The sequence below is a fragment of the Actinomyces bowdenii genome (genome assembly GCF_017592395.1).
GTDB lineage: Bacteria > Actinomycetota > Actinomycetes > Actinomycetales > Actinomycetaceae > Actinomyces > Actinomyces bowdenii.
In genome coordinates, this window is the sequence record NZ_JAGFOU010000010.1 from 45,617 (window position 1) to 69,295 (window position 23,679).

Sequence of the window (23,679 nt, forward strand, 5' to 3'; positions counted from 1 at the left end):
ATGGCGCGGCTCATAGGCGGCCCGCGGCCTTGAGGTCGAGGTAGGCGTCGGCCAGGGCCGGCGCCAGGAACTGGTCGGGGGCCTCGACCACCTCCACCCCGCTGCGCCGCAGCCGCTGGCCCACCGCCTCGATATCGGCCAGCTCCTTGTCCGCCGCGGCCGCCACGTACACCGTCTCCGCGTCCCGCCCCTGACGGCGCAGCTCCTCCAGGGCGGGGTCCGTGGCCGAGGCCAGGACCACCGTGTGCCGCTGGGCCAGGGCGGACAGGCTGCGCAGCATCACCGGGTCGACGCCGGCAGCACCGTCCATGCCGGTGAGGATGACCACCAGGGCGCGCTGGGAGAGCTGGGACTGGGCCAGGGAGGCCATGAGCGTCCAGTCCGACTCGATGAGCCGGGCCTCCACCCCGGCCAGGGAGTCCGCCAGGGCGCTCATGAGCGCGGGCCCCGACTGGCCGCGGACCTGGCCCCGCACCATGCTGTCCAGGGCCACGACATCGACCCGGTCCCCGGCGTGGGAGGCCAGGGCGCTGAGCAGGAGGGCCGCCTCGATCTGGGAGTCCAGGCGGGGGGCATCGGCCAGGCGGGCGGCCGCCAGGCGGCCGGTGTCGATGAGGATGAGCACCCGCCGGTCGCGCTCGGGGCGCCAGGTGCGCACCACGACCTCACCGCGGCGCGCCGAGGAGCGCCAGTCGATGGAGCGCACGTCGTCGCCGACGACGTACTCGCGCAGGGAGTCGAACTCGGTTCCCGCCCCGCGGACCATGACCGCGCTGCGCCCATCCATCTCGCGCAGGCGGGCCAGCCTGGAGGGCAGGTGGCGCCGGGAGCGGAAGGCCGGAAGGACCCGCAGGACCGCCGGGGCCCAGAGCGAGGCCTGCCGGCCGGCGATGCCCAGGGGGCCGGCGGAGCGCACGGTGACCGGGCCGGCCTCGCGGTCCCCCCGGCGCCAGGGGGCCAGCCGGGTCCTGTGCCGACGGCGCTCACCGGCGGGGATGGTCAGGCGGCCGCGGTCGGCGGCGGCTCCGGCACTGGGGGGCCAGGCGTCGCGGAGCACCAGGCGCACGGCGCGGGTGCCGGTGTTGGTCACGCTCAGCGTGCACGTGGCGGCCTCGCCCAGGCGCACTGCCCGTGAGACGGTCCGCTCGCACTTCAGGACCCGGGGGGAGGGCGCGGCCACGACGTCGAGGACGATGAGGACCGCCAGGGCCAGGACCCAGAGCATCACCGTGGACGGGCTCGGCGCGAGGAGCACCAGGGGGATGCCGGCCAGCATCACCCACACGGCGCGCATGGTCAGGAACATGCCGCTCCTTTCACAACGACCCCCTGCGCCTCAGCGCGGCACCGGCACCGAGCGCAGCACCGACTCGATGACCGCCTGGGTGGTCATGCCCTCCATCTCGGCCTCGGGCCGCATCTGGATGCGGTGGCGCAGCGCCGGCAGGGCCAGTGCCTTGATGTCGTCGGGGGTGACGAAGGAGCGCCCTGACAGCCAGGCCCAGGCGCGGGCCGCCCCCAGCAGGGCGGTGGCCCCACGTGGGGAGACCCCCAGGGCCACTGAGGGCATGGAGCGCGTGGCGCGCACTAGGTCCACGGTGTAGGCCAGCACCTCGGGGGAGGCGCCCACCGTGCGCACCTGCGCCCGGGCGGTGGCCAGCTCCCGGGGGCCGGCCACCGCGCGCAGCCCGGCACCGGCCAGGTCCCGGGGGTCGAAGCCGCTGGAGTGGCGGGAGAGCACCTCGATCTCCTGGCCGCGCTCCGGAAGCGGCAGGACCAGCTTGAGCAGGAAGCGGTCCAGCTGGGCCTCGGGCAGCGGGTAGGTGCCCTCGTACTCCACCGGGTTCTGGGTGGCGATGACCATGAAGGGGTCGGGCAGCGGCCGGGGCTCGCCGTCGACCGAGACCTGCCGCTCCTCCATGGCCTCCAGCAGGGCAGCCTGGGTCTTGGGGGGAGTGCGGTTGATCTCGTCGGCCAGGAGCAGGTTGGTGAAGACGGGGCCGGGGCGGAAGGAGAACTGCGCGGAGCGCGAGTCGTAGATGAGCGAGCCGGTGACATCGCCCGGCATGAGGTCGGGGGTGAACTGCACGCGCTTGGTCTCCACGCTCATGGCGGTGGCCAGGGAGCGCACCAGGAGGGTCTTGGCCACTCCGGGCACGCCCTCGAGCAGCACATGACCGCCCGCGAGCATGGCGATGACCAGCCCCGTGACCGCGGCCTCCTGGCCGACGACGGATTTGCCGACCTCGCTGCGCACCGCCACCAGGCTCTCCCGGGGATCGGGGGCGCTGCGGGCAGGGTCCTGCTCAGGGCCCTCGGCGGGGCTGTGCCGGGGGGCCTGCGGCGCGGGGGAGGAGGCCGGTGCCGCGGCCGCCGGCCCGCTCGGCTCAGGAGTGGGGGTGCCGGTCGTGTCAGTCATAGGAGAGAACCTTGCTTTCGAGTCGGTCGAGATTGGCGGCCAGGCCGGCCAGGGACTGGTCGTTGGCGGGGGCGGGCCCGTACAGGAGCTCGTCGAGGAAGGGGCGCGGCAGACCGGTGGCGGTGGTCAGGGCCTGCAGCAGATCATCCCCGCTGGCCGCGGTGCCCAGGCCCAGAGCCCGGCCCAGGCGCCTGGCGCTGCCGGTGCGCAGGGCGGTGGCGGCGCGCAGGCGGTCCCCGCCGCGGCGGTAGAGCCGGCCTCGCGCGATGGTGGTCTCCGTGGACCGCACGACGACGGGCAGCCTCTCGGGGATGATCCTGCCCATGCGGCGGCCCTGGACGATGGCCAGGACGAGGGCCGCGATCATGAGGTGGATGAGCAGCAGCGGCAGCCACGGCGGGGTGGAGGGGTCGGACTGGCCGCCGGCCGGGTCCGGTTGGAGGGCCCGGGAGGCATCGAGCCATACGAGGGTGTCGTGATGCCCCAGGGATCGGATGCCCAGGGCCGCATGGCCCTCCTGGGCCAGCCGCGCATTGGTCAGGATGCTGGGGTCGGAGATGACCCTGAGGGTGCCGCCCCCCGGAGTCGGCTCGGTCATGTAGGAGAAGTGGGTCCCATCGACGGCGAAGCAGCCCTGGGCCTGCGGGGCCTGCTCGAGGCCCACCGAACCCTTGGTCGCTCCGATGGACTGGGCGGCCTGGGCATCGGGGTCCTCGCAATCGGCCTCCAGCGCCTCGGGCGAGGACGCGCCGGCGGTCCGGGCCCGGGTCAGCCCGCTGAGATCCTCGTAGAGCGCCCCGACCACGACGATATCGCCCCCCGAGTCGGCCAGGGCCTCGCGCTGGGGGGCGGTGAGGTACGAGGGCCGGACCACGGCCACGGTGCCCCCCTGCCGGGCTGCGTAGATCGCATCCTCGACGGTGGTGGCCTGGGAGACCCCGATGCCCTCCTGGCGCAGGAGCTCTGCCAGCGCCATCGTGCCGTCATCCTTGGGATTGTCGATGGCCAGGGGGATCGAGGAGGTCTGCGGGCGCGCCCACATCGTGGCCAGCGTGACTGCCAGGAGGAGGAGCAGGGCCAGGACCAGGGGCCGCCAGCGCCGCAGCCTGGCCGTCAGGGGCTCGTCGATGACCCGGCCCGCGCCTGTGCCGGCACCCGGGTCCGCCGATGCGGGCCGGCGCGCTGCGGACTGCGGGGGGGCCGCCGCCCGGGGGGCGCTCATGGGGCGGACTCCGCCAGCGCCGGGGCCGCAGTGGCCCTAGCGCGCGGGGCCCGCGCGCCGGTGACGTCCCGGGCCAGGCCCCGCATCCACTCGTCCTGCTGCGAGGAGGGCTCCACCCGGCCGTAGCGCACGGCGTCGAACAGCTCGGCGCCCTGGCCCAGGCGGGTGATGATCTCACAGTCCCCCAGGGACCGGGCGGCCAGGGGCACCGACTCGTCGGCGGTCATGCCCGGGTACTCCTCGATGAGGCCGCGCTCGTCGAGGGAGCGGATGATGGCGCGGAAGCGCTCGACGACCGCGGTGGCGAAATCGGCCCGGGAGGCGGCCGCATCCGCGGCCCGGGTCAGGTCCGCGGAATCCCGGTCATCGCCGAAGAGCGCATCGCCCTGCGTGCCGGCCTTCGCGGGCAGCGTGATCCGGCGCGCCAGCCTGAGGATGAGCACCAGGGCGGCGATGATCAGGGCCGCGCACAGGACCATGATGGCCGTGGAGACCCAGGGCGGGGCCCCGGCCACCAGCTGGCCGTCCTCCAGGAGGCTGCGCAGCCAGGCCCACAGGCGGGCGAGCAGCCCCTCGCGCTGATCGTAGATGGGGCGGGACAGCTCGATCTCGGCGGCCTGGCGGGCCTCATCGGCCTGCGGCGTGGCGGGCGCCTCGATGCGGGGCAGAAGGGATCCCAGCACGGTCAGACCCCGGCCGCCCTGCGCAGCTCGATGTCCAGGCCCTCGGAGCGCATGCGCACATCGGTGTACTGCAGGGCGATGACGGCGGCATCGAAGGGCTGGATGAGGGCGGCCACCAGCATCCCCAGGAAGGTGGACAGGGTGGCGGAGACCTGGGCGGCCAGGATCGGATCGGAGCTCAGGGCGATGGCGGTGAGGAACCCTGCCAGCGCTCCTACGGGGGCTGAGATGAAATAGGAGGCGAAGCTGATGATGAGCAACGAGACTATGCGGATGCCAGCGGTGCGCCAGAAGTGGCCCCGGGTCAGGGCCCAGGAGCGCCGGATGCCCTCCATGATGCCCACATGCTCCAGGATGAGGGCCGCGGGAGCCAGGCAGAACTTGAAGTACAGGGTCATGGAGACGAGCGCTGCCACAACGATGCCGAGGAAGCCCAGGATGAGCGCGGCACCGGCCCCGGCGGGGCCGGTGCTGTCATCGGTGATGACCAGGACCGCGGGGATCATCGCGAGTGCCGTGATGACTACTAGGACCCCGCTGGTGATGAGCGTGGTGAGCACCGCCTGGCCGATGAGTGCCCACAGGCGCCCCTTGGTCCGCTCCCACACCTCCCCGGGAGTCGCCAGCCTGCCCAGGATGGTGCGGGAGACGGTGACGATGAGCAGGCCCGTGAGGATGGCCGTGGCCAGGGTGGAGAGCACTCCGATGACCCCGTACTGGGTGAGCAGGCCGAGCATGAAGTCCTCCGCGACAGCGGCCGTCTCCTCCTCGCTGGCCGCATTGAAGGAGGGGTCGAACAGGGACGCGTAGTCCCGGCTGCCCAGGAACCAGAAGATGATCGCCGAGATGGCCCCGGTGATGGACATGACGACCAGGGCGGGGACGAACATGGCGCGGGGGTTGGCGCGCAGCGACTCGAAGGCGCCCCCGAGGATCTCGCCGAAGGCCAGGGGGCGCAGGGGGATGATGCCGGGGCGCGGGGCTCCGAGCATGCCGGCACCGTAGGGCGCCCCGCCGTAGGGGCCGCTGCCGTAGGGCGGGCCGCTGGGGGCGCTGTAGCCCTGATAGCCGCCCTGGGGGTAGCCGGGCTGCCCGACGGGGGCGGTGCCGTAGTCGCCGTAGCGGGGGCTCCCGTCCTGCTGCCCGCCGGGGCTCTGGGGAGGCTGGGGATAGGGCGGGTTGGAGCTGGGCGGCTCCCAGCCGGGGAGGTGCGTGCTGCTCATGCGACCATCGTGGCACGGCGGTCGGGCTCGCTCCTCCATCTGGGGGAGGAGAGTCCGGGGCGGGGGAAGGGGCGAGCAACGTGATCATTCCCACTATTCAGGCGTTTCTCAGGTAGTCTGAGGGCAGCGTTGAGGGGACTGCGGGATGGTTTCAACGGTTCTGTGAAATATCCCAGCGCCACCCCGGGCGGTCGCCTCGCCCGCAACGGCCGCTGCTCGTGTCAGGATAAGCCCATGAGCACGCGCATTCTGGTAGTTGACGACGATGCCTCCCTCGCTGAGATGATCGGCATCATGCTGGAGTCGGAAAACTACACCCCTGCACTTTGTCACGATGGGGCCCAGGCTCTCGAGACATTCCACGAGGTCACCCCCGACCTGGTCCTGCTGGACCTCATGCTCCCGGGCATGGACGGCGTCGAGATCTGCAAGCTGATCAGGGCGGAGTCGGATGTCCCCATCATCATGCTGACCGCCCGCACCGACACCCAGGACGTCGTCGCGGGCCTGGAGGCGGGCGCCGATGACTACGTCACCAAGCCCTTCAAGTCCAAGGAGCTCCTCGCCCGTGTCTCGACCCGGCTGCGCCGCACCAACCCCGGCGCCGCCGAGCACGTGCGGGCCGGCGACCTGGACATCGACGTGGCCGGCCACCAGGTCAAGCGCGGGGATACCGCCATCTCCCTGACCCCCCTGGAGTTCGAGCTGCTGGTCACCCTGGCCCGATCCCCCTGGAAGGTCTTCACCCGTGAGGAGCTGCTCAGTCAGGTGTGGGGCTATCAGCACCCCGCCGACACCCGTCTGGTCAACGTCCACGTCCAGCGCCTGCGCGCCAAGATCGAGAAGGACCCCGAGCGCCCGACCATCGTGGTCACTGTGCGCGGTGTGGGGTACCGGGTCGGCGAGACCTCGTGAGACCGGGCGCTGAGCGCGCCCCGTCCCGGTCGTGATGAGTCCGACGCGAATCCCGGTGGGAGCCACCCAGGAGCGCCTGGCACGGGCGATGCCAGGCTTCCTGCGTCGCAGCCTGGAGCTGCGCATGGTCTTCGCCGCCACTGCGATCGGGCTGCTGCTCATCGCCCTGCTGCTCACCTTCGTCACCGACCGCATCCGCTCGGAGGTCTTCGAGGACCAGAGGGACGCGATCCTGGTGGATGCCCGCCAGCGCGTGTCCGTGGCCCAGGCCGAGTTCGACTCCACCACCGCCGTGGCCACGGTCGATGAGGTCAACGCCGAGGTCCAGGACCAGGTCAACTCCATCAAGGACTCCATCTCCGCCTCCGGTGGTATCGGCGTCATCATGGAGCGCAGCCGCAACGAGACCTCGGCGACGGTGGCCAACGACCTGAAGTCGGACACCAATCTCACCTACCTCATCTCCGACGAGCTGCGCCACCGGGTGGGCACCGGGGAGTCGGGCCGCCAGTACTGGCAGTCCGCCCAGGTGCCCAACAAGGACGGCGGCGTGGATCCGGGCCTCGTCGTCGGCTCGCGCGTCAGCCTGCCCATGGCCGGGGAGTACGAGCTCTACCTGGTCTACAGCCTGGCCGCCGAGCAGCGCATCGTCTCCCTGGCCTCCCGCAACATCACCATCGGCGGCCTGGGATTCCTGGCCATGCTCATCCTCATGGTCTGGGCCATCACCCGCTGGGTCCTCAGCCCCGTGCGGCACACCGCCCGGGCCGCCGAGCGCCTGGCCTCCGGGGAGCTGGCCGAGCGGCTCAACGCCCAGGGCGAGGATGAGATCTCCACCCTGGCCCAGTCCTTCAACCATATGGCCGCCTCCTTGGAGGACCAGATCGAGCGCCTGGAATCGCTCTCGAAGGTCCAGCGCCTCTTCGTCTCCGACGTCTCCCACGAGCTGCGCACCCCCCTGGCCTCCATCCGCCTGGCCACCGAGCAGATCGAGGACGCCCGCGAGGAGATCGCCGATCCCTTCGCCCTGCGCAGCATCGACGTGCTGTCCAACTCCGTGGACCGCTTCGAGAAGATGCTCACCGACCTGCTCGACATCTCCCGCATCGACTCCGGCAACGTCAAGCTGCGCCTGGAGGAGGTCGATCTGGCCGAGGTCATCGACACGGTCATCGAGACCACCATGTTCCACTTCAAGGCCACCGGCACGCCGCTGCGCCTCCACCTGCCTCAGGAGCCCGCCACCGCCGAGGTGGATGTCACCAGGGTGGAGCGGATCATCCGCAACCTGGTGGTCAACGCCCTGGAGCACGGCGAGGGCAAGCCCCTGGACCTGGCCCTGGCCGTCGACGCCGATGCCGTGGCGGTGCGCGTGCGCGACCACGGCATCGGAATGAGCCCGGATGTGGTGGCCAAGGTCTTCGACCGCTTCTACCGGGCCGACCCCTCGCGCCAGCGCAGCCTGGGGGGCACCGGCCTGGGCCTGTCGATCTCCATGGAGGACGCCATCCTCCACGGCGGCAGGCTCGCCGCATGGGGGTGGCCGGCCGACGGCGCCGCCTTCCTCCTGGTGCTCCCGCGCCGCCAGGGGCCCGACGGATCGCCCGGGCGCCTGAGCGGCGCCGGGCCGCTGGACCTGGTGCCCGAGGACGCTCCGGTGGTCGCGCGCGTGGGGGCCGCGGGATCCCGCGACGAGCACGAGACCGGCTCACTGGTCAGCCCGCTGGGCCCGGCCCCGGCCACGCGCCGGGCCCGTCAGAGCGTCGTCCTGGGGGACATCCCCATGGCCGGGGAGGCCCTCCCCCATGCGACCACCACCGAGGAGGGGCGCGTCGTCGTCGTCCTGCCGGGCCAGGAGCCCTCCGCGCGGACCCCCGCGGAGGCCGATGAGGAGGAGCGCCGATGAGCCGGTCGACTGATCCGCGCGGCCAGCGCGCCCGTGCGGCCGCCACGGGAGCCGGCCCCGGCCCGCAGAGCGCCGTGAGGGCCGGCGCGGGCGGCGTGTCCCGGCGCGGGCTGCTGGGCCTGGCCGGCTCGGCCGCGGCCCTGGTGTCGGGCTGCACCGCCCTGCCCTCCTCGGGCGAGGTCCAGGAGTCCAATGTCGTGGTCACCGATACCAACGCGCTCATCGAGACCGCCCCCGGCCCGGTGGCCGACGCCAGCCCCGAGGAGATCGTGCGGGGCTTCCTCAGGGCAGTCAACGCCGGGTTCTCCGACGGATTCGACACCGCCCGCCAGTTCCTCACCGGCGAGGCCGCCGAGCACTGGAGGCCACTGGAGGCGGTCCAGGTCTACTCCAGCTCCACCGAGCCGCAGATCTCCGTGGCCGCCGACGGCTCCATCATGGTCTCCTTCGGCACCCTGGGGCGGCTGAGCGCCGACGGCGTCTTCGCCCCCGCCGTTCAGGACGCCATCTACGAGACCTCCTTCTCCCTGGTGGCCCTCACCGCGGGGCAGTGGCGGATCGCCGGGCTGGAGTCCGGCATCCTGCTGCCCTTCAACCGGATGAGCAAGAACTTCGCGGTCCACGCCCTGCACTTCCTGACCAGGGATCACGCCCGCTTCATCCCCGAGCTGCGCTGGTACCCGCGCGATCCCGCGGGACTGGCGCGCTCCCTGGTGGCCGGGCTGATCGCCGGCCCCTCCGCCTGGTTGGCCCCGGGCACCGACGCGCTCCTGCCCGGCGGCGCCGCCCTCAGCGGCGAGGGCGTGGTCCTCCAGGATGACAGGGCCCTCGTCCTGCTCAACAGCCAGGCCAACCCGGGGGACCGGGACAGCCGGGCCCTGGTGGCCGCCCAGATCCAGCAGACCCTCAGTCAGATCAGCGGCATCACCCGCGTCGAGGTCCGCGCCGGCTCGGTGGAGCTGGGCCCGGCCGCGAGCCTGCCCTCGCTGTCGCCCGATATCGGCGGCGTGGTGGGGATGGTCGAGGGCGGAGTCGTGCGGGGCACGGGGACCACGCGCTCCACCCTGGCCACTGCCCAGGCCCTGGGGACCACTGAGGCCGGCTCCCCGGTCCTGGCTGCGGATGGGAGCGTGTACGTGCTGTCGGCCTCCAGCCTCCTGCGACTGCCCCAGGGCAGCTCGGCCGCCAGCGTCATCCTGTCGGTGGGGGATCCCGCCGCCGGCGCCGGCGGCCTGAAGGCGCCGATCGCCGACCGCCACGGCTGGGTCTGGCTGCTGGCCGAGGGCCAGTTGGCCGCGGTCAACGCCTCGGGCCAGCGCGTGGACCCGCGGGCGTCGTGGTTCGAGGGCGACAGCGTGGAGGCCTTCGACCTGTCGGTGGAGTCCGAGCGCCTGGCCGTGCGCCTGGCCTCCGGCGCGGTCGTGCTGGCCGTGGTGCTGCGCGACGGCAACGGCCAGCCCACCGGGATCGGGCCCGGCCACGACCTGCCGCGGGCCGGCGGCGCCGGTGCCTCGGGGATCTCCTGGTGCACGGCGACCTCCGTGGGCACGCTGGTCCAGCCCGAGGAGGCCGACGGGCTGCCCGAGGTGCGCATGGTGCAGGCCGGTGGGCCGGTGACCACCATGATCGGGGTGCGCTCGGCCCACAGCGTCATCGCCGACCGCTCCGAGGAGATGATCCTGCTCAACGACGACAAGGGGCAGACCTGGCAGCGCCGGGGCGCCACCTGGCGGGTGCTGACCGACGAGGTCACCGACCTGTCCTTCCCCCTGCCCTGAACCGGTGGGCCCTCCTGAGCCCCGCCCCGGGGCGGGGCTCAGGAGGGCCCACCGGGCGCGTCACATGACCGTGGCGTCCAGGCGGATGACGCCGTAGGTCCAGCCGTGGCGGTGGTAGACCGCGCAGGGCTGCTTGGTGGACTTCTCGATGAACAGGTAGAAGGGGTGGCCCACCAGCTCCATCTGGTAGAGGGCCTCATCCACCGTCATCTCGTGGGCCGCGTGCAGCTTCTGGCGCACGATGACGGGGGAGTCGCCGAGCTGGGCCTCCACGGCCACGCCCGGCTCGGTGGGCGGGGTGGGGGAGTCCTCGATGGGGGCGTCGTCGGGCTCGGGCACGGTGGGGCCGGAGGGCGCGGGGGCGGCCTCGCCGCGGCCGGGCGCCTGGGGGGCCTCGGGGAGGACCGGGTAGCGGCGGTGGTCCTTCTTCCGGTCGCGGGCCCGGCGCAGCCGCTCGGTGAGCTTGCCCATGGCGATGTCGAAGGCTGCGAAGCGGTCGGAGGAGGAGGCCTCGGCGCGGATGATCGGGCCCTTGGAGACAACCGTGATCTCCACGCGCTCGGCGGTGTCGGCCTGGCGCGGGTTGCGCTCGTGGGTGACCTCGACCTCGACGCGCTGCACCCGGGGATCGAACTGCTCGACCTTGACCGCCTTGTCCTCGACATAGTCGCGCAGGCGGGGGCTGATCTCTGCGTTGCGGCCGACGACGGTGATGTCCATGGTGGAACCTCGTTTCTGGTGGTGTGGGCTGAGCCGGGTGGGCTCCGCAGTACTTGGGTGGGGCCCGCCGCGCATCGCGACGGGATGTGGAGAGGGCGGGGTCACCTCCTGCGGCTGTCGCGTCAGCATGGGCGCAGTGGTCCGGGCGGGCATCCTCGGCCCCGGGACCGCTACGGCGGCTGCTGTGTTCTGTGCCACAGAATCTACACCATTCGGGCTGGTCATGCCTGCTTTGTCAGGGAACTGATCGCCTGTGGCGGACGTGGCGGTCGTCACCTCCTGCGGCCTGCGCCCGCACTCCCACCGCCCGGCGGCGGGGTGGCGGCCAGGACCACCGCGCCCAGCACGCGGGCGCCCGCCCCCTCCAGGGCCCTGACGCAGGACTCCAGCGTCGCCCCGGTGGTGACGACGTCGTCGACCAGGACCGCGGGCAGGCCGCGGATCTCGGCCAGGACCCGGGGCGCCCGGGACCGATTGGCCCGGCGCTGGTGCGCCGAGCGCCCGGCCTGGTGCGCGCCCGCGCGCCCGCGGCGCCGGAGCACATCGGCGCTGAGCACGCGCTGAGCAGGCCCCCCGGCCGCCGCCCCGTGCTCGGCGATGCCGCGGGCCACGGCGTCGGCCAGCCGGGCGGCGACCAGGCGCCCCCGCAGACGGCGGCCCGCGCCGGAGGGGGCGGGGATGACGAGCAGCGGGGGCGCCGCAGCGGCCGAGCCCTGCTCGGCCGCCTCGTCGGCGGTGCCACCGCGCCCGGAAGCGGCCGCCGCGGTCCGCACGGCGCCGTCACCGGCCAGCGGCGCGGGCGGGGAGGCGGCGCTGCGGGCCCTGCGCTCGGCCTGATGGGAGGCCCAGGCCCGGCCGAGCCCGCGCCCGATCCCGGATATCGCCTCATCGAGATCCTCCCGGGCCCCGTTCTTCCACCCCAGCACCAGGTTGCGCACCGGGCCCGCGTAGGTGGCCGCCGCCAGGATCTCCAGGTCCCCGGCCGCCTCGGCGTGCTCGACCAGGAGGGCGCCGGCCTCCAGCAGGCCCCGGCACTGCGGGCACAGCGCGGTCTCCCAGCGCCCGCAGCCCGCGCAGGACGCCGGCAGCCCCAGGCCCAGCAGGCCTCGGGCCAGCCCCGCCCCCAGGCTGAGCATCCGGTGCGGGCCCGCCCGCGGTCCCGGGGCGCCGGCCCGCCGCTCATGCGCGGGAGCGCCATCCGCCGCACCATCCGTGTCCCCGTCCGGGCTCTCGTCCATGAGACCAGGGTGGGGCCCCGCCGCGGTGCCCGCACGGCCGGGGACGGGGCTGTCCACAGGCGCTCCGGTGCCGTTGCCCATCGGGCGCGATGTGGACCCGACCCGGCGCGCCGGTGCGGCCATCAGGCGGGGCGGGCGGGTTGCGAGTGGGTCTCGGCGGGGCGGCGCCGTCCACGGTGGGAGGAATCTCCTGGGGCCCACCGGCACGGTCCACTAGAGTATGGGGCGCCTGTGCTCGGTGTGAGCCGGGCCCACCATGACGGATGTCCCAAGGGAGTAAGCAGCGTGTCGATCGTCGACAGGATCCTTCGCATCGGCGAGGGGCGCACCCTCAAGAGGCTCGATGCCATCGCCACCCAGGTCGAGGGCCTGGCCGAGACCTACAAGGAGTTCAGCGATGAGGAGCTCCGGGAGATGACCGATGAGCTCAAGGAGCGCTACGAGGAGGGCGAGACCCTCGACCAGCTCCTCCCCGAGGCCTTCGCCACCGTCGTCGAGGCCGCCGACCGCGTGCTGGGCATGCGGCCCTACCACGTCCAGATCATGGGCGGGGCGGCGCTGCACCGGGGCAACATCGCCGAGATGCGCACCGGTGAGGGCAAGACCCTCGTGGCCACCATGCCCTCCTACCTGCGGGCGCTGACCGGCAAGGGCGTGCACGTCGTGACCGTCAACGACTACCTGGCCGAGTACCAGTCCGACCTCATGGGCCGCGTCCACCGCTTCCTGGGGCTGACCACCGGGTGCATCCTGGCCGGCCAGACCCCCGTCGAGCGCCGCAAGCAGTACGCGATGGACATCACCTACGGCACCAACAACGAGTTCGGCTTCGACTACCTGCGTGACAACATGGCCCAGCGCCCCGAGGACCTGGTCCAGCGCGGGCACGCCTTCGTCATCGTCGACGAGGTCGACTCCATCCTCATCGACGAGGCCCGCACCCCCCTCATCATCTCCGGCCCCGCCGGGGGGGACGTCAACAAGTGGTACAAGGAGTTCGCCTCCATCGCCGAGCGCCTGCGCGCGGGCCGGGACTACGAGGTCGACGAGAAGAAGCGCACCGTGGGCGTCCTGGCCCCCGGCATCGAGCGCGTCGAGGACTACCTGGGCATCGACAACCTGTATGAGTCGGAGAACACCCCGCTCATCGGCTTCCTCAACAACGCCATCAAGGCCAAGGAGCTCTTCCACCTGGACAAGGACTACATCGTGCGCGACGGCGAGGTCCTCATCGTCGATGAGCACACCGGCCGCGTGCTGCCCGGCAGGCGCTACAACGAGGGCATGCACCAGGCCATCGAGGCCAAGGAGCGCGTGGAGATCAAGGCCGAGAACCAGACCCTGGCCACCATCACCCTGCAGAACTACTTCCGCCTCTACCCCGAGGGCTCGCGCTCGGGCATGACCGGGACCGCCGAGACCGAGGCCGCCGAGTTCGCCGGCACCTACAAGATCGGCGTCGTGCCGATCCCCACCAACCGGCCCATGATCCGCGTGGACCAGCCCGACCTGGTCTACACCACGGTGGCCTCCAAGCTGGAGGCCGTCGTCGACGACATCGCCGAGCGCCACGAGGCCGGCCAGCCGGTCCTGGTGGGCACCACCAGCGTGGAGAAGTCCGAGGCCCTCTCGGGGCTGCTGCGCGAGCGCGGCATCCCCCACGAGGTCCTCAACGCCAAGCAGCACGCCCGCGAGGCCGCCGTCGTCGCCCTGGCCGGGCGCAAGGGCGCGGTGACCGTGGCCACGAACATGGCGGGCCGCGGCACCGACATCATGCTGGGCGGCAACGCCGAGCACATCGCGGTCACCGCCCTGAAGGAGGCGGGGCTGGACCCCGAGGAGGACGCCGAGGCCTATGAGAGGGCCTGGCCCCAGGCGCTGGCCGCCGCCAAGGAGTCCTGCCGCGCCGAGCACGATGAGGTCGTCGAGCTCGGCGGCCTGTACGTGCTGGGTACCGAGCGCCACGAGTCGCGCCGCATCGACAACCAGCTGCGCGGGCGCTCGGGGCGCCAGGGCGACCCGGGGGAGTCGCGCTTCTACCTGTCCATGGAGGACGACCTCATGCGCATGTTCGCCTCCGGGCTGGCCCAGCGCATCATGGCCTCGGGCGCCTACCCCGACGACGTCCCCCTGGAGTCCAAGATCGTCACCCGCGGCATCGCCAACGCCCAGCGCCAGGTTGAGTCGCGCAACTACGAGATCCGCAAGAACGTCCTGAAGTACGACGACGTCATGACCGAGCAGCGCGAGAAGGTCTACTCCGAGCGCCGCCGGGTGCTCGACGGGGAGGATCTGGAGCCGCAGGTCGAGGCCTTCCGCTCCCAGGCGGTGTCCTCCATCGTCTCGGCCCGCACCGCCGAGGGCCGCCCCGACCAGTGGGACCTGGAGGCCATGTGGGATGACCTGGGCCACCTCTACCCCGTGGGCCTGGAGCGCGAGGAGGTCATCGAGGCCCTGGGCGGGATCGACTCCCTGAGCGCGGGCGGCCTCACCGCGGAGCTGAGCGAGGACGTTGCCGTGGCCTATGAGGAGGCCGAGGCCCGCATGGAGTCCAACGCCCTGGCGCGCGCCCAGCTCGGCGAGGAGCCCATGCGCACCCTGGAGCGGCGCATCCTGCTGGCCGTGGTGGACAAGCGCTGGCGCGAGCACCTCTACGAGATGGACTACCTCAAGGAGGGCATCGGCCTGCGCGCCATGGCCCAGCGCGATCCGCTCGTGGAGTACGCCAATGAGGGCGCCCACATGTTCAAGGCGATGATGGAGGGCATCCGCGAGGAGACCATCGAGCAGATCTTCGCCAATGTCTCCCGCTTCGACGCCGCCGCCCAGCGCGCCGCCCAGGACGGCACCGAGGAGGCCGCCCGGGCCGTCAGCGGCCGGGCCAATGGCACCGCCGCGGCCGGCATCCGCGTGGGCGGGGGAGCCGGCGCCTCCGGCTCGGTGCTGGGCGACACCGGCCAGGCCTCCCTGAGCCGCAGCAGCGGGCAGATGCGCTACTCCGGGCCCGATGAGGACGGCCAGGCCTCCGTCTCCTCCGGCGGGGCGGGATCCGCCCCGGCTCCGGCCGTGGGCCGCCTGGGCGGCTCCAAGCTGGCCGAGGCCGCCGGGGGCAACCGGGCCGAGCGGCGCCGGGCCAAGAAGCGCAGGCGCTGAGACCGGCCAGGTGCTCTCTGCCGGGTCACTCGCATCCCGCCCGCTGACATGTCGTCATCTGGCCCAGCGGGATGCGGGTCGGGCCTTGGGGCCGCAAGGGTGCCGCTGATCACGTCCCGCCGGTCACCGGGTGCCGCCCTCAGGTCACCTGTGAGGCGTGTTGTGCCCGGTAGCGGCGTGTCCGGAAGGTGTTTCCCGGTCGACCAATGCGAACGCTTGAAGTTGATGATCCAGGGTCCAGATCCGAACATCCCTCAGGCCTGTGCGCATCTGGTACTGCTCCCGCTCCACCAGGATGCTCATATCCCCACCGCCCAGGGTTTGCTGGCATGCATGCTCCACCCACTGTTGCTGGGTTGCGGCGCCGTTGAGAAAAGAGGCGAGGAAGTCATGATCCCACTGGACCTCGTTGAGGCGCCAGGGAGCCTCCCCGTCAATGATCTTCTGCAGGACTCCCCGGAAGCGCTCCGCGGCCCGCCTGCGCTGCTGGCCGTCGTCGAGTTGGCAGATGTGATTGCCGGTCTCGATGACCGTGGTGATCGGGAGGAGGAAGATGTCCTTCTGGGCGGTTCTCGCACGGAGATCGGATAGTGCCTCATCGCGACTCGGATGGCCTGATTTCGACAGTCCGGGAATATCGAGGATGTGCACGAGGATGGATGTGTCTATGAACCAGACCGTCATCACTGGGCGCCGATCAGTGAGAGGAACTCCGAGTAGTCGGGGTCGGGCCCTGGGTGGGCCGCCTCCTCGAGGGCGCCGCTGGTGACCACCGCACCGAGTCTGCCCCCACTCATCGCCTGGGCGTAGCCAGGAAGATCGATAAGGCGGCTGACCTGGTCGTGGTGGCATACCAGGACGTCATGGAGCTGGTCCCCACTCAAGGCATCCAGCAGTGCTGGGGAGTGCGTGGTGATGAGGGCATTGACGTTGATCCTCTCGGTAGCCTCATTGATGAGGTGCAGGAGTCTGCCGGCCTGTGAGGGGTGCAGTCCGTTCTCGATCTCCTCGATCGCCAGCAGTACGCCCGCCGAGGGGGCGGTCACATCACTGGAGTAGGCTGGTGCGAGGGCGTCAAGATCGAGGTCGGATACTGGGCTTGACAGGGCGGTGGCGATCGCCAGGAATCGCAGGAGCCCATCGCTCATCGAGCGCGCGGTTGTCAGTGAGGCCTCCTGGCCCCGCCGCTCTCGAATGGCCAGCATGATCTCACCGGTATCGGTGGAGCTGAAATCCAGGGAGTCGATGTCGCAATCGGCGATCTGCTGTGCCAGCTGCTCCAGCCTTGAGAATGTGCCGGGCTCCTGGTCCTTCAGGTGCTTGAGGATGGGTGCGAGGTTCTCCCCGCTGCGCCGCAGTCGGGCGCCTCTGAGGGGGACCCAGTCCCGCATGAGGCCCGGGGCGGGATCGAAGTGGAAGCTCCTGCGCAATGATGCGGAGATGTCCCTCTGGGCATCGAGGATGTCGCGCTCCGCCCGATTGGAGCCGGGGATCACCGTCGGCAGCTGGCTGAGAACCGATCGGTCATCGCGGAGGTGGATGCGGCGGTTCGGCCCTCTTCGTCCACTTGAGACTGCCGCCTCCAGGCCCACTCCGCCGCTATCGGGCTGTGCATCGATAAGGACCTGCTGATTCCAGCGCCCACTCTTCGCTGCTCGCTGCGGTCCGCGAAGCGTCTCCTGGATGATATGAGGAAATGGGGAGGGGGCGACCTCCACATCGTAGTCGTAGGAGTACTTGCCGTGGGGGTGCGTGACGGTCACGGTGCACCCGAGGGCGAAGGAATCGCCCCCGTGCGGGACGCATCCAGAAGCACCCCCGCGGACGGGTCCGCCCTCGCGCCTGCGTCCATCAAGCGCATCGGAGAGGGGTTCGGCGTTCGTCAGTCGGTGTAGAACGTCGAGGGCGTCCAGGATATTGGATTTCCCGCTGGAGTTGCGTCCGGTGAGAATGGATGTCCTTCCCAGGGGGATGGTCGCATTCTCGAAGTTCTTGAACCTGGTGAGTCGAAGCTCCGAGATATGGGATGCCGCGTCGTCGTCGGGCCCGTGCTTTCTCATAAGCAGGAGTATGCCAGACAGGTGTCTGCTATTGGGTACTTCGAGGTGAGGCCCGGGGGAGGGGCTCGGCGTTCGTGAGTCGGTGTAGAACGTCGAGGGCGGTGCCGGAGGGTGCTGCACTGGTCTGATGCGGGGCATGGTGAGGGTGGGGCGGCTCAGGCGATCTCCAGGCCCGCCAGGATCCAGCGGCCGCGCTGGATGATGAGGCGCGCCGCCGCGGCGCGCACCCGGCCGCTGTCCTCCAGCAGGATCGTGGCCTCGCAGGCCCCCGAGACGGTCAGCTGGGTGTGCACCGAGCGCATCCGGGGCCGGTGCGAGCGCGGCCTGCTCCCCAGGACGCGGGTGGCCAGCCCGGCGCGCCGGGCGATCGCCTCGAACATGGCCGGCGTGGTCCAGCGCGCCAGGTGGTCCGCCGGGCGCTGGCCCGCCAGCACCTCCGCAGCGGCGACGACGATCACCGCGGCGCTGCGAGCGGGATGCGGCGGCCTGGATGGCTCCTCCCGGCCGGCCAGGCCCATCTGGGCGGCGCGCCCACGGCTTGGGGGCCTGCCGGGGGCGCCGGCTCCGGTGGTGGAGGGGGCGCGGCCGCCGGCGGGGCCCGGGCTCTGGGACAGGTCGATCTGGTCCCGCCCTCGCCGACCCGCGCCGGTGCCTGGGCCGAGGAGCAGCTCCGGCTCGACCGCCCTCCCGGCGCTGCCCGTGACCGCCTCCGAGGACTCCTCCACGGTCGGGGCGGTGGCGGGCGACGATCCCGGGTGCGAGGGCGCCGGGCTGCTGGGCCGCGGGTGGGCGCGGCGGGCGGGGTGCCCTCCCGCGGCCGCGGGCTGCCTGGCAGGGCTCGCGGATGCGGTGGCGCTGCAGCCGGTGCGCCGGCCGGCGGGTGCGGTCATCGTCGTCGTGGTCATGGCGGGCTCCTCAACGTCACTGGATGATGGCTGGAGGTTCAGTACGGCGGGAGGGAGGAGGGGATGCGGGCGCTCAGCCCGGTGCGCTCGTGGCCGGGGCGGCCCCCGGGAGATCTGTGGGGATGGTCAGGACGGTGCCGGGGGTGATGAGGGAGGGGTCGGGGCCGATGACCCGGGCATTGGCCCGGTACAGGGCGGGCCAGGCCCGGGCGATGGAGGCGTCGTCGGCGCCCCGGGGCAGGAGTGCGGCGGTGATCGACCACAGGGACTCCCCGCGGACCACGACATGCCTGCCCGCGGTGCTCCCCTCCGGGGCGCTACCCGCGACTGCGCCCGCTCCGGCCCCGCCGGGCTCCTGGTCCTGGGATGCGGGGGGCTGGGGGGATGAGGGCGAAGGCCCGGCCGGAGCCGACGGGGTGGGCGCGCCGGTGTCCTGCTGCGGGGCCGGGCTGGTGGCGCCGGGGCCGTCCGGGCCCGGCGCGGCCCCGGGATCCTGCGGTGCCGGGAGTGCGGGCGCCGGGGCCTGCGGCTGCGGGTCCGGGGGCTGCACGGGCGGTGGCCCTGGTGGGGCGGGCTGCGCTTCCCCGGCCCCGGCCTGCCCGGAGCCGCCCGGCCCGCCCTCGCCGGAGGGGTCCTGCGTGGCCGAGGACGTGGGCTGCCAGCCCAGGTCGTCGCCGGTGCCCGGGGCTGTTGCGGCCATGGCCGGGGAGGAGCTCAGGCCCACGATGAGGGCACCGGCGGCGATGCGGCGCACCATGGGGGCTCCCCACCGGTCCAGCAGTGCCAGGGCTGCCCCGCGGGCCGCCGGCCCACCGCCCGGGGCCTCCCGCTCATCGCGGAGGGCGACCAGGGCCAGCACGGCGGAGGCCGTGTGCCACAGGGCGCCCAGCGCCCCCGCGCCACTGGTCAGGCACAGCACCGCACTGCCCAGCTGGCTCATCCCCCACCAGGGCGCAGGGGTCTGCACCAGGCCAAGCGCCGCTCGCACCGAGGCCAGGCCCAGGACCGCGCCCAGCGCCCCGGCGGCCAGGGATACCGCGAGCAGCTGGAGCCGGGTCCCGGCAGCCCCGTCATGCCCTGGCCCCGCCTCTGCCGTGCCTTGATCGCCGAGCAGGATCATTCCCATCACCACTCTCATCGTCATTGATGATGTTTGATATTATTAGATGTACATCAGGAGGGTTTGTTTGTCAACCTCTTGAGGAGGCTGACCCTGGGGCTGCGGGGTTGGGCCCTCGGGCTGCGGATCCCCGTGATCCCCGCGGAGCCGTGCCGGAGCCGGTTTGGAGCGTCACGATGCCTGTGATGGGCTTGGGTGATGGACTGGGATGCGCTACTGGCCGATCTTGAGAGCCGCTTCGAGGCCGAGCGGCGGGCGGAGCTGGCGGCGCACAGCGCCGAGATGGCCGAGGCCGAGGCCGCCTCGGTCGGCCTCATCGACCGCCTCCGGGGCGCCACCGGCAGGCAGCTGCACCTGTGGACCCGCAGCGGCCTGGCCGTCCAGGGGGCCGTGACGCGGGTCGACCCCTCCTACCTCCTCATCGATGAGGGCTCCGGGATCCAGGCCATCGTGCCCGCCGCGGCCATCGCCACCCTCCTGCCCCTGCCCGGCCCCGTGCCCCCGGCCCCCGACCGCCCCCGCCCCGCCCTGGGCGCCGTGCTGCGGGAGATCGCGCGGCGCGGAGCCCGGGTGCGGCTGGTCCTGGCCTCGGGGGACGTCGTGGGAAGGATCGTGCGCGTGGGATCGGACCACCTGGATGTGGTGCTCGACGCCGCGGGCGGCCAGCGCGCGGCCCACGCGCCCCTGGGCGGCGCCGCTCGCCGCCCGTCAGGGGTGGTGACCACCGTCGTCCTCAGCGCCGTCGAGGTCCTGCGCAGCCGCTGAGCGGCGCCCTGGGGCCCCTGCCGGCAGGCGGGCCGGCTCCTGCCGGGTGACGCCGCGGCCCTGCCCTCAGCGCACGGGCCCCGCCGCAGCGGGTCGCGCTGCGTCATGCGCTGGTCGGCCTGCCGCCCGGGTCCGGCCGGGTGCCGGGGGCGTCAGTCCTCGTCGTCCAGGTGCCCCGCGGCCACCATGGCGCGGGTCGAGGCCAGTTGGCGCTGGATGTACTCCTCCAGGGCCTGGTCCTCGATCCGCCACAGCTTGCGGGCCCCCACCTGGATGGCGGGAAGGTCCCCGGAGCGGATGAGGGCGCGCACGGCCTGGGCTGAGAGCTGGAGCTGCTCGGAGACGTCGGCGATGGTGAGAAATCGTGGGGCCATAGCACGATGATCCCATCCCGGGGGCGGATGCGCCATCGCTAAAAGCATGTGTGGATAGCCTTGTTTCCTCAAGACGCATGGAGCATGATCTGTGGTGATCAAGGAGGATCCCCGTGACATCATCCCGCAGCGCCTCTCCCACGCGCACCGCACCCGCCCGCTGGCGCCGGCCCACCTGGAAGGACCCCCGCCTGGCCGGGGGCATCGCACTGGTGGGAGCCGCCGTCGCCCTGGGCTCCTGGGCCGTCGACGCCGCCGCCGACACCACCCAGGTCTACGTCCTGGCCCAGGACGTCGCCCCGGGGGCCGACCTGGCCGCTGAGGGGGTGCTCACCCTGGTCGACTCCCACCCGGGCACCGGGGCCTATGTGGAGGCCGGGGGCCTTCCCCAGGACGCCGTGGCCACCAGGTCCCTGTCCGCCGGGGAGCTGCTGCCCAGCGCGGCGGTCGGCAGCGCCCAGGACCTCACCTCGCGCACCGTGGTGCTGGAGGTCTCCTCCGGACTGCCCGCGGCCACCGTCCCGGGGGACTACGCGGATCTGTGGCTCCTGCCCGACCAGCAGGTGGCGGCCGCGGAGCAGCATGGCGCCGCCCTGGTGGCCCAGGGACTCGTCGTCGCCAGGATCGGGGAGACCGGGGCGGGCCTGCTGGGCGGCTCGGGCACCAGCGTGGAGGTGCGCGTGCCCGAGGGCGAGGTGGGCCCGGTGCTCAGCGCCGTCGCCCGGGACGGCTCCCTGGTGCTGGTGCCCACCGGCCAGGAGAAGCCCTGATGGCCGCCTCCGGCGTCGGGGTGCTGCTGGCTCTCAGCGGCGACGACGCCGAGATCCTGCGCTGCCTCAACCAGCCCGGCAGCGGGATGAGCGTGGTCAGGCGCTGCGCGGACCTGCCCGAGCTGCTCTCGGCCGGGCTCGCGGGCCTGGCCTCCATCGCGGTCCTGGACACCGGATTCGACGAGATCGACCGCACGGTCCTGGAGCGCCTCACCCGTGCGGGCCTCAGCGGCCTGCTGCTGGTGGAGGACGGGGCGCAGGAGCGGTGGCGCTCCTGCGGCTGGCCGGTTGAGAGCCGGCAGGTCGGGGCCGGACGCATCCGCCTCGCCCTGCAGGGGATCATCCGCCAGGCCCACCAGGAGCGGTCCGCCGCGCCCGGTGCGGGCGGCCCGGTTGGCGCGGGTGGCCCGGGAGGCGCGGGCGGGCATGGCGCTGTGGACGGGACGGGCGGCCCCGACCCGCAGCTCGCGGGGCATCCCCGACCCGGCGCGGATCCCGGGGCGGCCCTGGACCCCTGGCGGGACTCATCGCGGGCGGGCCCCGACGGGATGAGCGCCACTGACCGGGCCGCCCGGCCGGAGGAGATGTGGAGCCTCTCCGCCGGGGAGGGGCCCGGGGCTCTGGCGGGGCCCGGGGAGCGGGGGGCCGTGCCCGCACCGACCCACGACCCGGAGGGGCGGGAGGCCTCCGGGCGCGGGGCCGGCGCCGGGAGGGACGCGCGCCAGGGGCGCCTGGTCGCGGTGTGGGGCCCGCACGGCGCACCGGGCCGCTCCACCGTGGCCGCCTCCCTGGCCCACGCGCTGGGGCGGGCAGGCGGCGCGATCCTCGTTGATGCCGACGTCGAGGCACCCTGCCTGGTCCAGCTCCTGGGCCTGCCCGACGACTCCTCCGCCCTGGCGGGGGCCGCGCGCCTGGCCACGCACGGCAGGCTGGATGCCGAGGCCTTCAGCCGGTTCCTCACCCCCGTGTGCGAGGGGGTCCGCCTCCTGAGCGGGCTGGGCCGCTCGGGGCGGTGGCGCGAGCTGCCCCCGGCCTCGATGACGGAGGTGTGGCTGCAGTGCCGGGCCGCGGCGGCGTGGACAGTGGTGGATGTGGCCGGCGGGCCCATCGACGACGGGGTGGACGACTTCACGCTGGAGCCGGGGCGCGGCGCGGTGGCCTTCGATCTGGTCCGCCGTGCCGACGTGGTGGTCATCGTGGGCGCGGCCGATCCGGTGGGGGTGCGCCGCCTCCTCCAGCTCCTGGGGGATCTGGACGCCGAGGCCGCCCCGGCCGGGCGCGTCCAGGTGGTCGTCAACCGGGTGCGGGCCTCCGCCGCTGGCCCGGCTCCCCAGCAGGCCGTCCTGGAGGCCCTGGGCCGCTTCGGCGGACTGACCGATGTGGCCCTGCTGCCCGAGGACGGCGCCTGCGCCGACCGCTGCCTGCTCCAGGGCCGGAGCATCATCGATGGCGCTCCGGGCAGCGCCCTGGGCAAGGCCCTGGCAGGCCTGGCAGAGCGCATCGACCCGCGGGCCGCTGCTGCGGGCCCCCGGGGGTCGAGGAGGGGCCGGCGGGGGCGGGCGGCAGACGGATCGGGGCGCTTAGGCCCTGAGTCCTCCCCGAGGCGCAAGACGACGCGGACCAGGCCTCAGGGCTGGCTGCGAGGGCGCGGGCCCGGTCGAACAGCCGGCGGCGAGGGCCCGCGCCGATCGGGGCGTGAGCGGCCGGAGGGGCGCGCAGGACTACCTGATCCGCGGGACGGGCGGGCCCTGCCGCCCGAGCCGCACGGCACAGCGCCGACGGCGCAGGAACCCGGGCCGCTGGCGTTCCCCCACGCCTCCGACGCGGCCTCGGGCATGCCGGTGGGCGCGATACCCGGCCCGGCGCTGGAGGGGCCGGCATGCGATTGGCCGGGCGCGCCGGCGGGGGAGCCGGGTCGAGCCCCGTCCGATGGCGCTGGTGCCGGGGCTGCCCGGACGGGTGAGGGCGGCGCCCCGGGCGCTCCCGGGGCCGGCGGCGGTGGTGGCCTTCAGGCCCGAGGCGCCGCCGGCGTGGTCGTGCCCGGCGACGCGGCATCCAGCGAGTCAGCGCCCGAGTCGGTGCCCGGTTCAGGTCCCGAGTCAGTGCCCGGTTCAGCGCCCGGTGGTGGGGCTGCGGCGCCGGCGGGGAGGTCGGGCCGACGCCCTTCCCCGTGGCTGCGCCCTGCCCGGGGTGCGGGGCCCGATGCGTCGGATCCGGGTGCCGTGCCGGGCGCGAGTGGGCCCTAGGCGCCCTTCCCTGGGGGCGGGCGGGGTCCTGCACTCCCTCCGGCTGGGGGTGGTCCGGGGTGCCGGGCCATGCCTGATGGGCGAACAGAGGTCGGTGACTCTGATTCGGGGTGTGGGTCGGCGCCCTGCGCTGGACGTCGTTTCGCGCAAAGCACGTCACTTCGCGACTTGAGCGACATATC

The 23,679-nt window shown here is 73.2% G+C and carries 19 protein-coding genes and 1 pseudogene; 7 read left to right on the forward strand and 13 right to left on the reverse strand.

The features are described 5' to 3' along the window. Positions 1-10 precede the first annotated feature (10 nt). Genes J5X07_RS05990 through J5X07_RS06010 form a run of 5 tightly spaced genes read right to left on the reverse strand, consistent with a single transcriptional unit; the run spans position 11 to position 5,547 of the window. Positions 11-1,306, reverse strand: a complete 1,296-nt coding sequence (locus tag J5X07_RS05990) for a DUF58 domain-containing protein (RefSeq protein ID WP_208479001.1) — start codon at positions 1,304-1,306, stop codon at positions 11-13. 30 nt (positions 1,307-1,336) lie between these two features. Continuing rightward, a complete protein-coding gene (locus J5X07_RS05995; RefSeq protein ID WP_208479002.1) occupies positions 1,337-2,419 on the reverse strand; it encodes an AAA family ATPase in 1,083 nt (360 codons plus the stop codon). Continuing rightward, a complete protein-coding gene (locus J5X07_RS06000) occupies positions 2,412-3,641 on the reverse strand; it encodes a DUF4350 domain-containing protein (protein WP_208479003.1) in 1,230 nt (409 codons plus the stop codon). The genes J5X07_RS05995 and J5X07_RS06000 overlap by 8 nt, the downstream gene beginning before the upstream one ends. Then, positions 3,638-4,324 (reverse strand): DUF4129 domain-containing protein, encoded by a 687-nt coding sequence (locus J5X07_RS06005; protein ID WP_208479004.1) that lies wholly within the window; start codon positions 4,322-4,324, stop codon positions 3,638-3,640. The genes J5X07_RS06000 and J5X07_RS06005 overlap by 4 nt, the downstream gene beginning before the upstream one ends. 2 nt (positions 4,325-4,326) lie before the next feature. Beyond that, positions 4,327-5,547 (reverse strand): DUF7847 domain-containing protein, encoded by a 1,221-nt coding sequence (locus tag J5X07_RS06010; RefSeq protein ID WP_208479005.1) that lies wholly within the window; start codon positions 5,545-5,547, stop codon positions 4,327-4,329. Between the two features lie 234 nt (positions 5,548-5,781). Between J5X07_RS06010 and mtrA the strand changes: the two genes are divergently transcribed. The 3 genes from mtrA to J5X07_RS06025 are packed head-to-tail and all read left to right on the forward strand — an operon-like array spanning position 5,782 to position 10,146. Beyond that, positions 5,782-6,462 (forward strand): MtrAB system response regulator MtrA, encoded by a 681-nt coding sequence (mtrA, locus tag J5X07_RS06015; RefSeq protein ID WP_124934584.1) that lies wholly within the window; start codon positions 5,782-5,784, stop codon positions 6,460-6,462. Between the two features lie 34 nt (positions 6,463-6,496). Next, positions 6,497-8,368, forward strand: coding sequence for an MtrAB system histidine kinase MtrB (mtrB, locus tag J5X07_RS06020; RefSeq protein ID WP_124934583.1), 1,872 nt, complete (start codon positions 6,497-6,499; stop codon positions 8,366-8,368). After that, positions 8,365-10,146: an LpqB family beta-propeller domain-containing protein gene (locus J5X07_RS06025; protein WP_208479006.1), complete on the forward strand. Its 1,782-nt coding sequence runs from the start codon at positions 8,365-8,367 to the stop codon at positions 10,144-10,146. Before mtrB ends, J5X07_RS06025 begins: the two co-directional genes overlap by 4 nt. Positions 10,147-10,206: 60 nt before the next feature. On the opposite strand, the gene hpf is transcribed toward J5X07_RS06025, so the two are convergent. Together hpf and J5X07_RS06035 are read right to left on the reverse strand one after the other, a co-directional pair. Continuing rightward, complete coding sequence (gene hpf / locus J5X07_RS06030; RefSeq protein ID WP_124934581.1) at positions 10,207-10,866, reverse strand: ribosome hibernation-promoting factor, HPF/YfiA family; 660 nt, start codon at positions 10,864-10,866, stop codon at positions 10,207-10,209. 272 nt (positions 10,867-11,138) lie between these two features. Then, positions 11,139-12,104, reverse strand: coding sequence for a ComF family protein (locus tag J5X07_RS06035; RefSeq protein ID WP_208479007.1), 966 nt, complete (start codon positions 12,102-12,104; stop codon positions 11,139-11,141). A gap of 285 nt (positions 12,105-12,389) precedes the next feature. Here J5X07_RS06035 and secA point away from each other — a divergent pair, with 285 nt between their 5' ends. Then, entirely contained in the window at positions 12,390-15,257 is a 2,868-nt protein-coding gene (secA, locus tag J5X07_RS06040; protein ID WP_208479008.1) for a preprotein translocase subunit SecA, read from the forward strand. A gap of 144 nt (positions 15,258-15,401) precedes the next feature. Here the strand turns inward: secA and J5X07_RS06045 are convergent, their stop codons facing one another. From J5X07_RS06045 to J5X07_RS12940, 5 genes and pseudogenes are all read right to left on the reverse strand, one after another. Then, positions 15,402-15,941: a hypothetical protein gene (locus J5X07_RS06045; protein ID WP_208479009.1), complete on the reverse strand. Its 540-nt coding sequence runs from the start codon at positions 15,939-15,941 to the stop codon at positions 15,402-15,404. Further along, on the reverse strand, positions 15,941-17,020 hold the full coding sequence (locus tag J5X07_RS13390) for an AAA family ATPase (protein WP_341769421.1): 1,080 nt from the start codon (positions 17,018-17,020) through the stop codon (positions 15,941-15,943). The genes J5X07_RS06045 and J5X07_RS13390 overlap by 1 nt, the downstream gene beginning before the upstream one ends. An 81-nt stretch (positions 17,021-17,101) precedes the next feature. Next, a pseudogene (locus J5X07_RS13475) lies at positions 17,102-17,455 on the reverse strand (AAA family ATPase); the annotation flags it as partial. A 17-nt stretch (positions 17,456-17,472) separates the two neighbouring features. Beyond that, on the reverse strand, positions 17,473-18,222 hold the full coding sequence (locus J5X07_RS12935) for an Rv3235 family protein (RefSeq protein WP_243896521.1): 750 nt from the start codon (positions 18,220-18,222) through the stop codon (positions 17,473-17,475). Between the two features lie 73 nt (positions 18,223-18,295). After that, positions 18,296-19,348 carry a LysM peptidoglycan-binding domain-containing protein gene (locus J5X07_RS12940; RefSeq protein ID WP_243896522.1) on the reverse strand — a complete coding sequence of 351 codons (1,053 nt, stop codon included), beginning with the start codon at positions 19,346-19,348 and terminating at the stop codon, positions 18,296-18,298. A 192-nt stretch (positions 19,349-19,540) separates the two neighbouring features. Between J5X07_RS12940 and J5X07_RS06065 the strand changes: the two genes are divergently transcribed. Then, the gene (locus tag J5X07_RS06065) at positions 19,541-20,107 is read left to right on the forward strand and encodes a Fis family transcriptional regulator (RefSeq protein ID WP_208479011.1); all 567 of its coding nucleotides are present in this window, start codon (positions 19,541-19,543) and stop codon (positions 20,105-20,107) included. A 152-nt stretch (positions 20,108-20,259) separates the two neighbouring features. Here J5X07_RS06065 and J5X07_RS06070 read toward each other — a convergent pair whose 3' ends face one another. Further along, positions 20,260-20,481, reverse strand: a complete 222-nt coding sequence (locus tag J5X07_RS06070) for a helix-turn-helix domain-containing protein (RefSeq protein ID WP_124934576.1) — start codon at positions 20,479-20,481, stop codon at positions 20,260-20,262. A gap of 113 nt (positions 20,482-20,594) precedes the next feature. Here J5X07_RS06070 and J5X07_RS06075 point away from each other — a divergent pair, with 113 nt between their 5' ends. Further along, positions 20,595-21,251, forward strand: coding sequence for a hypothetical protein (locus tag J5X07_RS06075; protein WP_341769422.1), 657 nt, complete (start codon positions 20,595-20,597; stop codon positions 21,249-21,251). Then, positions 21,251-23,497 (forward strand): CpaE/TadZ family protein, encoded by a 2,247-nt coding sequence (locus J5X07_RS06080; RefSeq protein WP_208479012.1) that lies wholly within the window; start codon positions 21,251-21,253, stop codon positions 23,495-23,497. Before J5X07_RS06075 ends, J5X07_RS06080 begins: the two co-directional genes overlap by 1 nt. The last annotated feature ends 182 nt before the right edge of the window (positions 23,498-23,679 follow it).

Bases quoted from the DNA above. Each gene is read 5' to 3' on its own strand.
- J5X07_RS05995 (WP_208479002.1), bottom strand. From the start codon at position 2,419: ATGACTGACACGACCGGCACCCCCACTCCTGAGCCGAGCGGGCCGGCG.
- J5X07_RS06070 (WP_124934576.1), bottom strand. From the start codon at position 20,481: ATGGCCCCACGATTTCTCACCATCGCCGACGTCTCCGAGCAGCTCCAG.
- J5X07_RS06025 (WP_208479006.1), top strand. From the start codon at position 8,365: ATGAGCCGGTCGACTGATCCGCGCGGCCAGCGCGCCCGTGCGGCCGCC.
- J5X07_RS12935 (WP_243896521.1), bottom strand. From the start codon at position 18,222: ATGACCACGACGACGATGACCGCACCCGCCGGCCGGCGCACCGGCTGC.
- J5X07_RS06035 (WP_208479007.1), bottom strand. From the start codon at position 12,104: ATGGACGAGAGCCCGGACGGGGACACGGATGGTGCGGCGGATGGCGCT.
- J5X07_RS06080 (WP_208479012.1), top strand. From the start codon at position 21,251: ATGGCCGCCTCCGGCGTCGGGGTGCTGCTGGCTCTCAGCGGCGACGAC.
- J5X07_RS06000 (WP_208479003.1), bottom strand. From the start codon at position 3,641: ATGAGCGCCCCCCGGGCGGCGGCCCCCCCGCAGTCCGCAGCGCGCCGG.
- J5X07_RS12940 (WP_243896522.1), bottom strand. From the start codon at position 19,348: ATGGGAATGATCCTGCTCGGCGATCAAGGCACGGCAGAGGCGGGGCCA.
- hpf (WP_124934581.1), bottom strand. From the start codon at position 10,866: ATGGACATCACCGTCGTCGGCCGCAACGCAGAGATCAGCCCCCGCCTG.
- mtrA (WP_124934584.1), top strand. From the start codon at position 5,782: ATGAGCACGCGCATTCTGGTAGTTGACGACGATGCCTCCCTCGCTGAG.
- mtrB (WP_124934583.1), top strand. From the start codon at position 6,497: ATGAGTCCGACGCGAATCCCGGTGGGAGCCACCCAGGAGCGCCTGGCA.
- J5X07_RS06065 (WP_208479011.1), top strand. From the start codon at position 19,541: ATGGACTGGGATGCGCTACTGGCCGATCTTGAGAGCCGCTTCGAGGCC.
- J5X07_RS06045 (WP_208479009.1), bottom strand. From the start codon at position 15,941: ATGACGGTCTGGTTCATAGACACATCCATCCTCGTGCACATCCTCGAT.
- J5X07_RS05990 (WP_208479001.1), bottom strand. From the start codon at position 1,306: ATGTTCCTGACCATGCGCGCCGTGTGGGTGATGCTGGCCGGCATCCCC.
- J5X07_RS06010 (WP_208479005.1), bottom strand. From the start codon at position 5,547: ATGAGCAGCACGCACCTCCCCGGCTGGGAGCCGCCCAGCTCCAACCCG.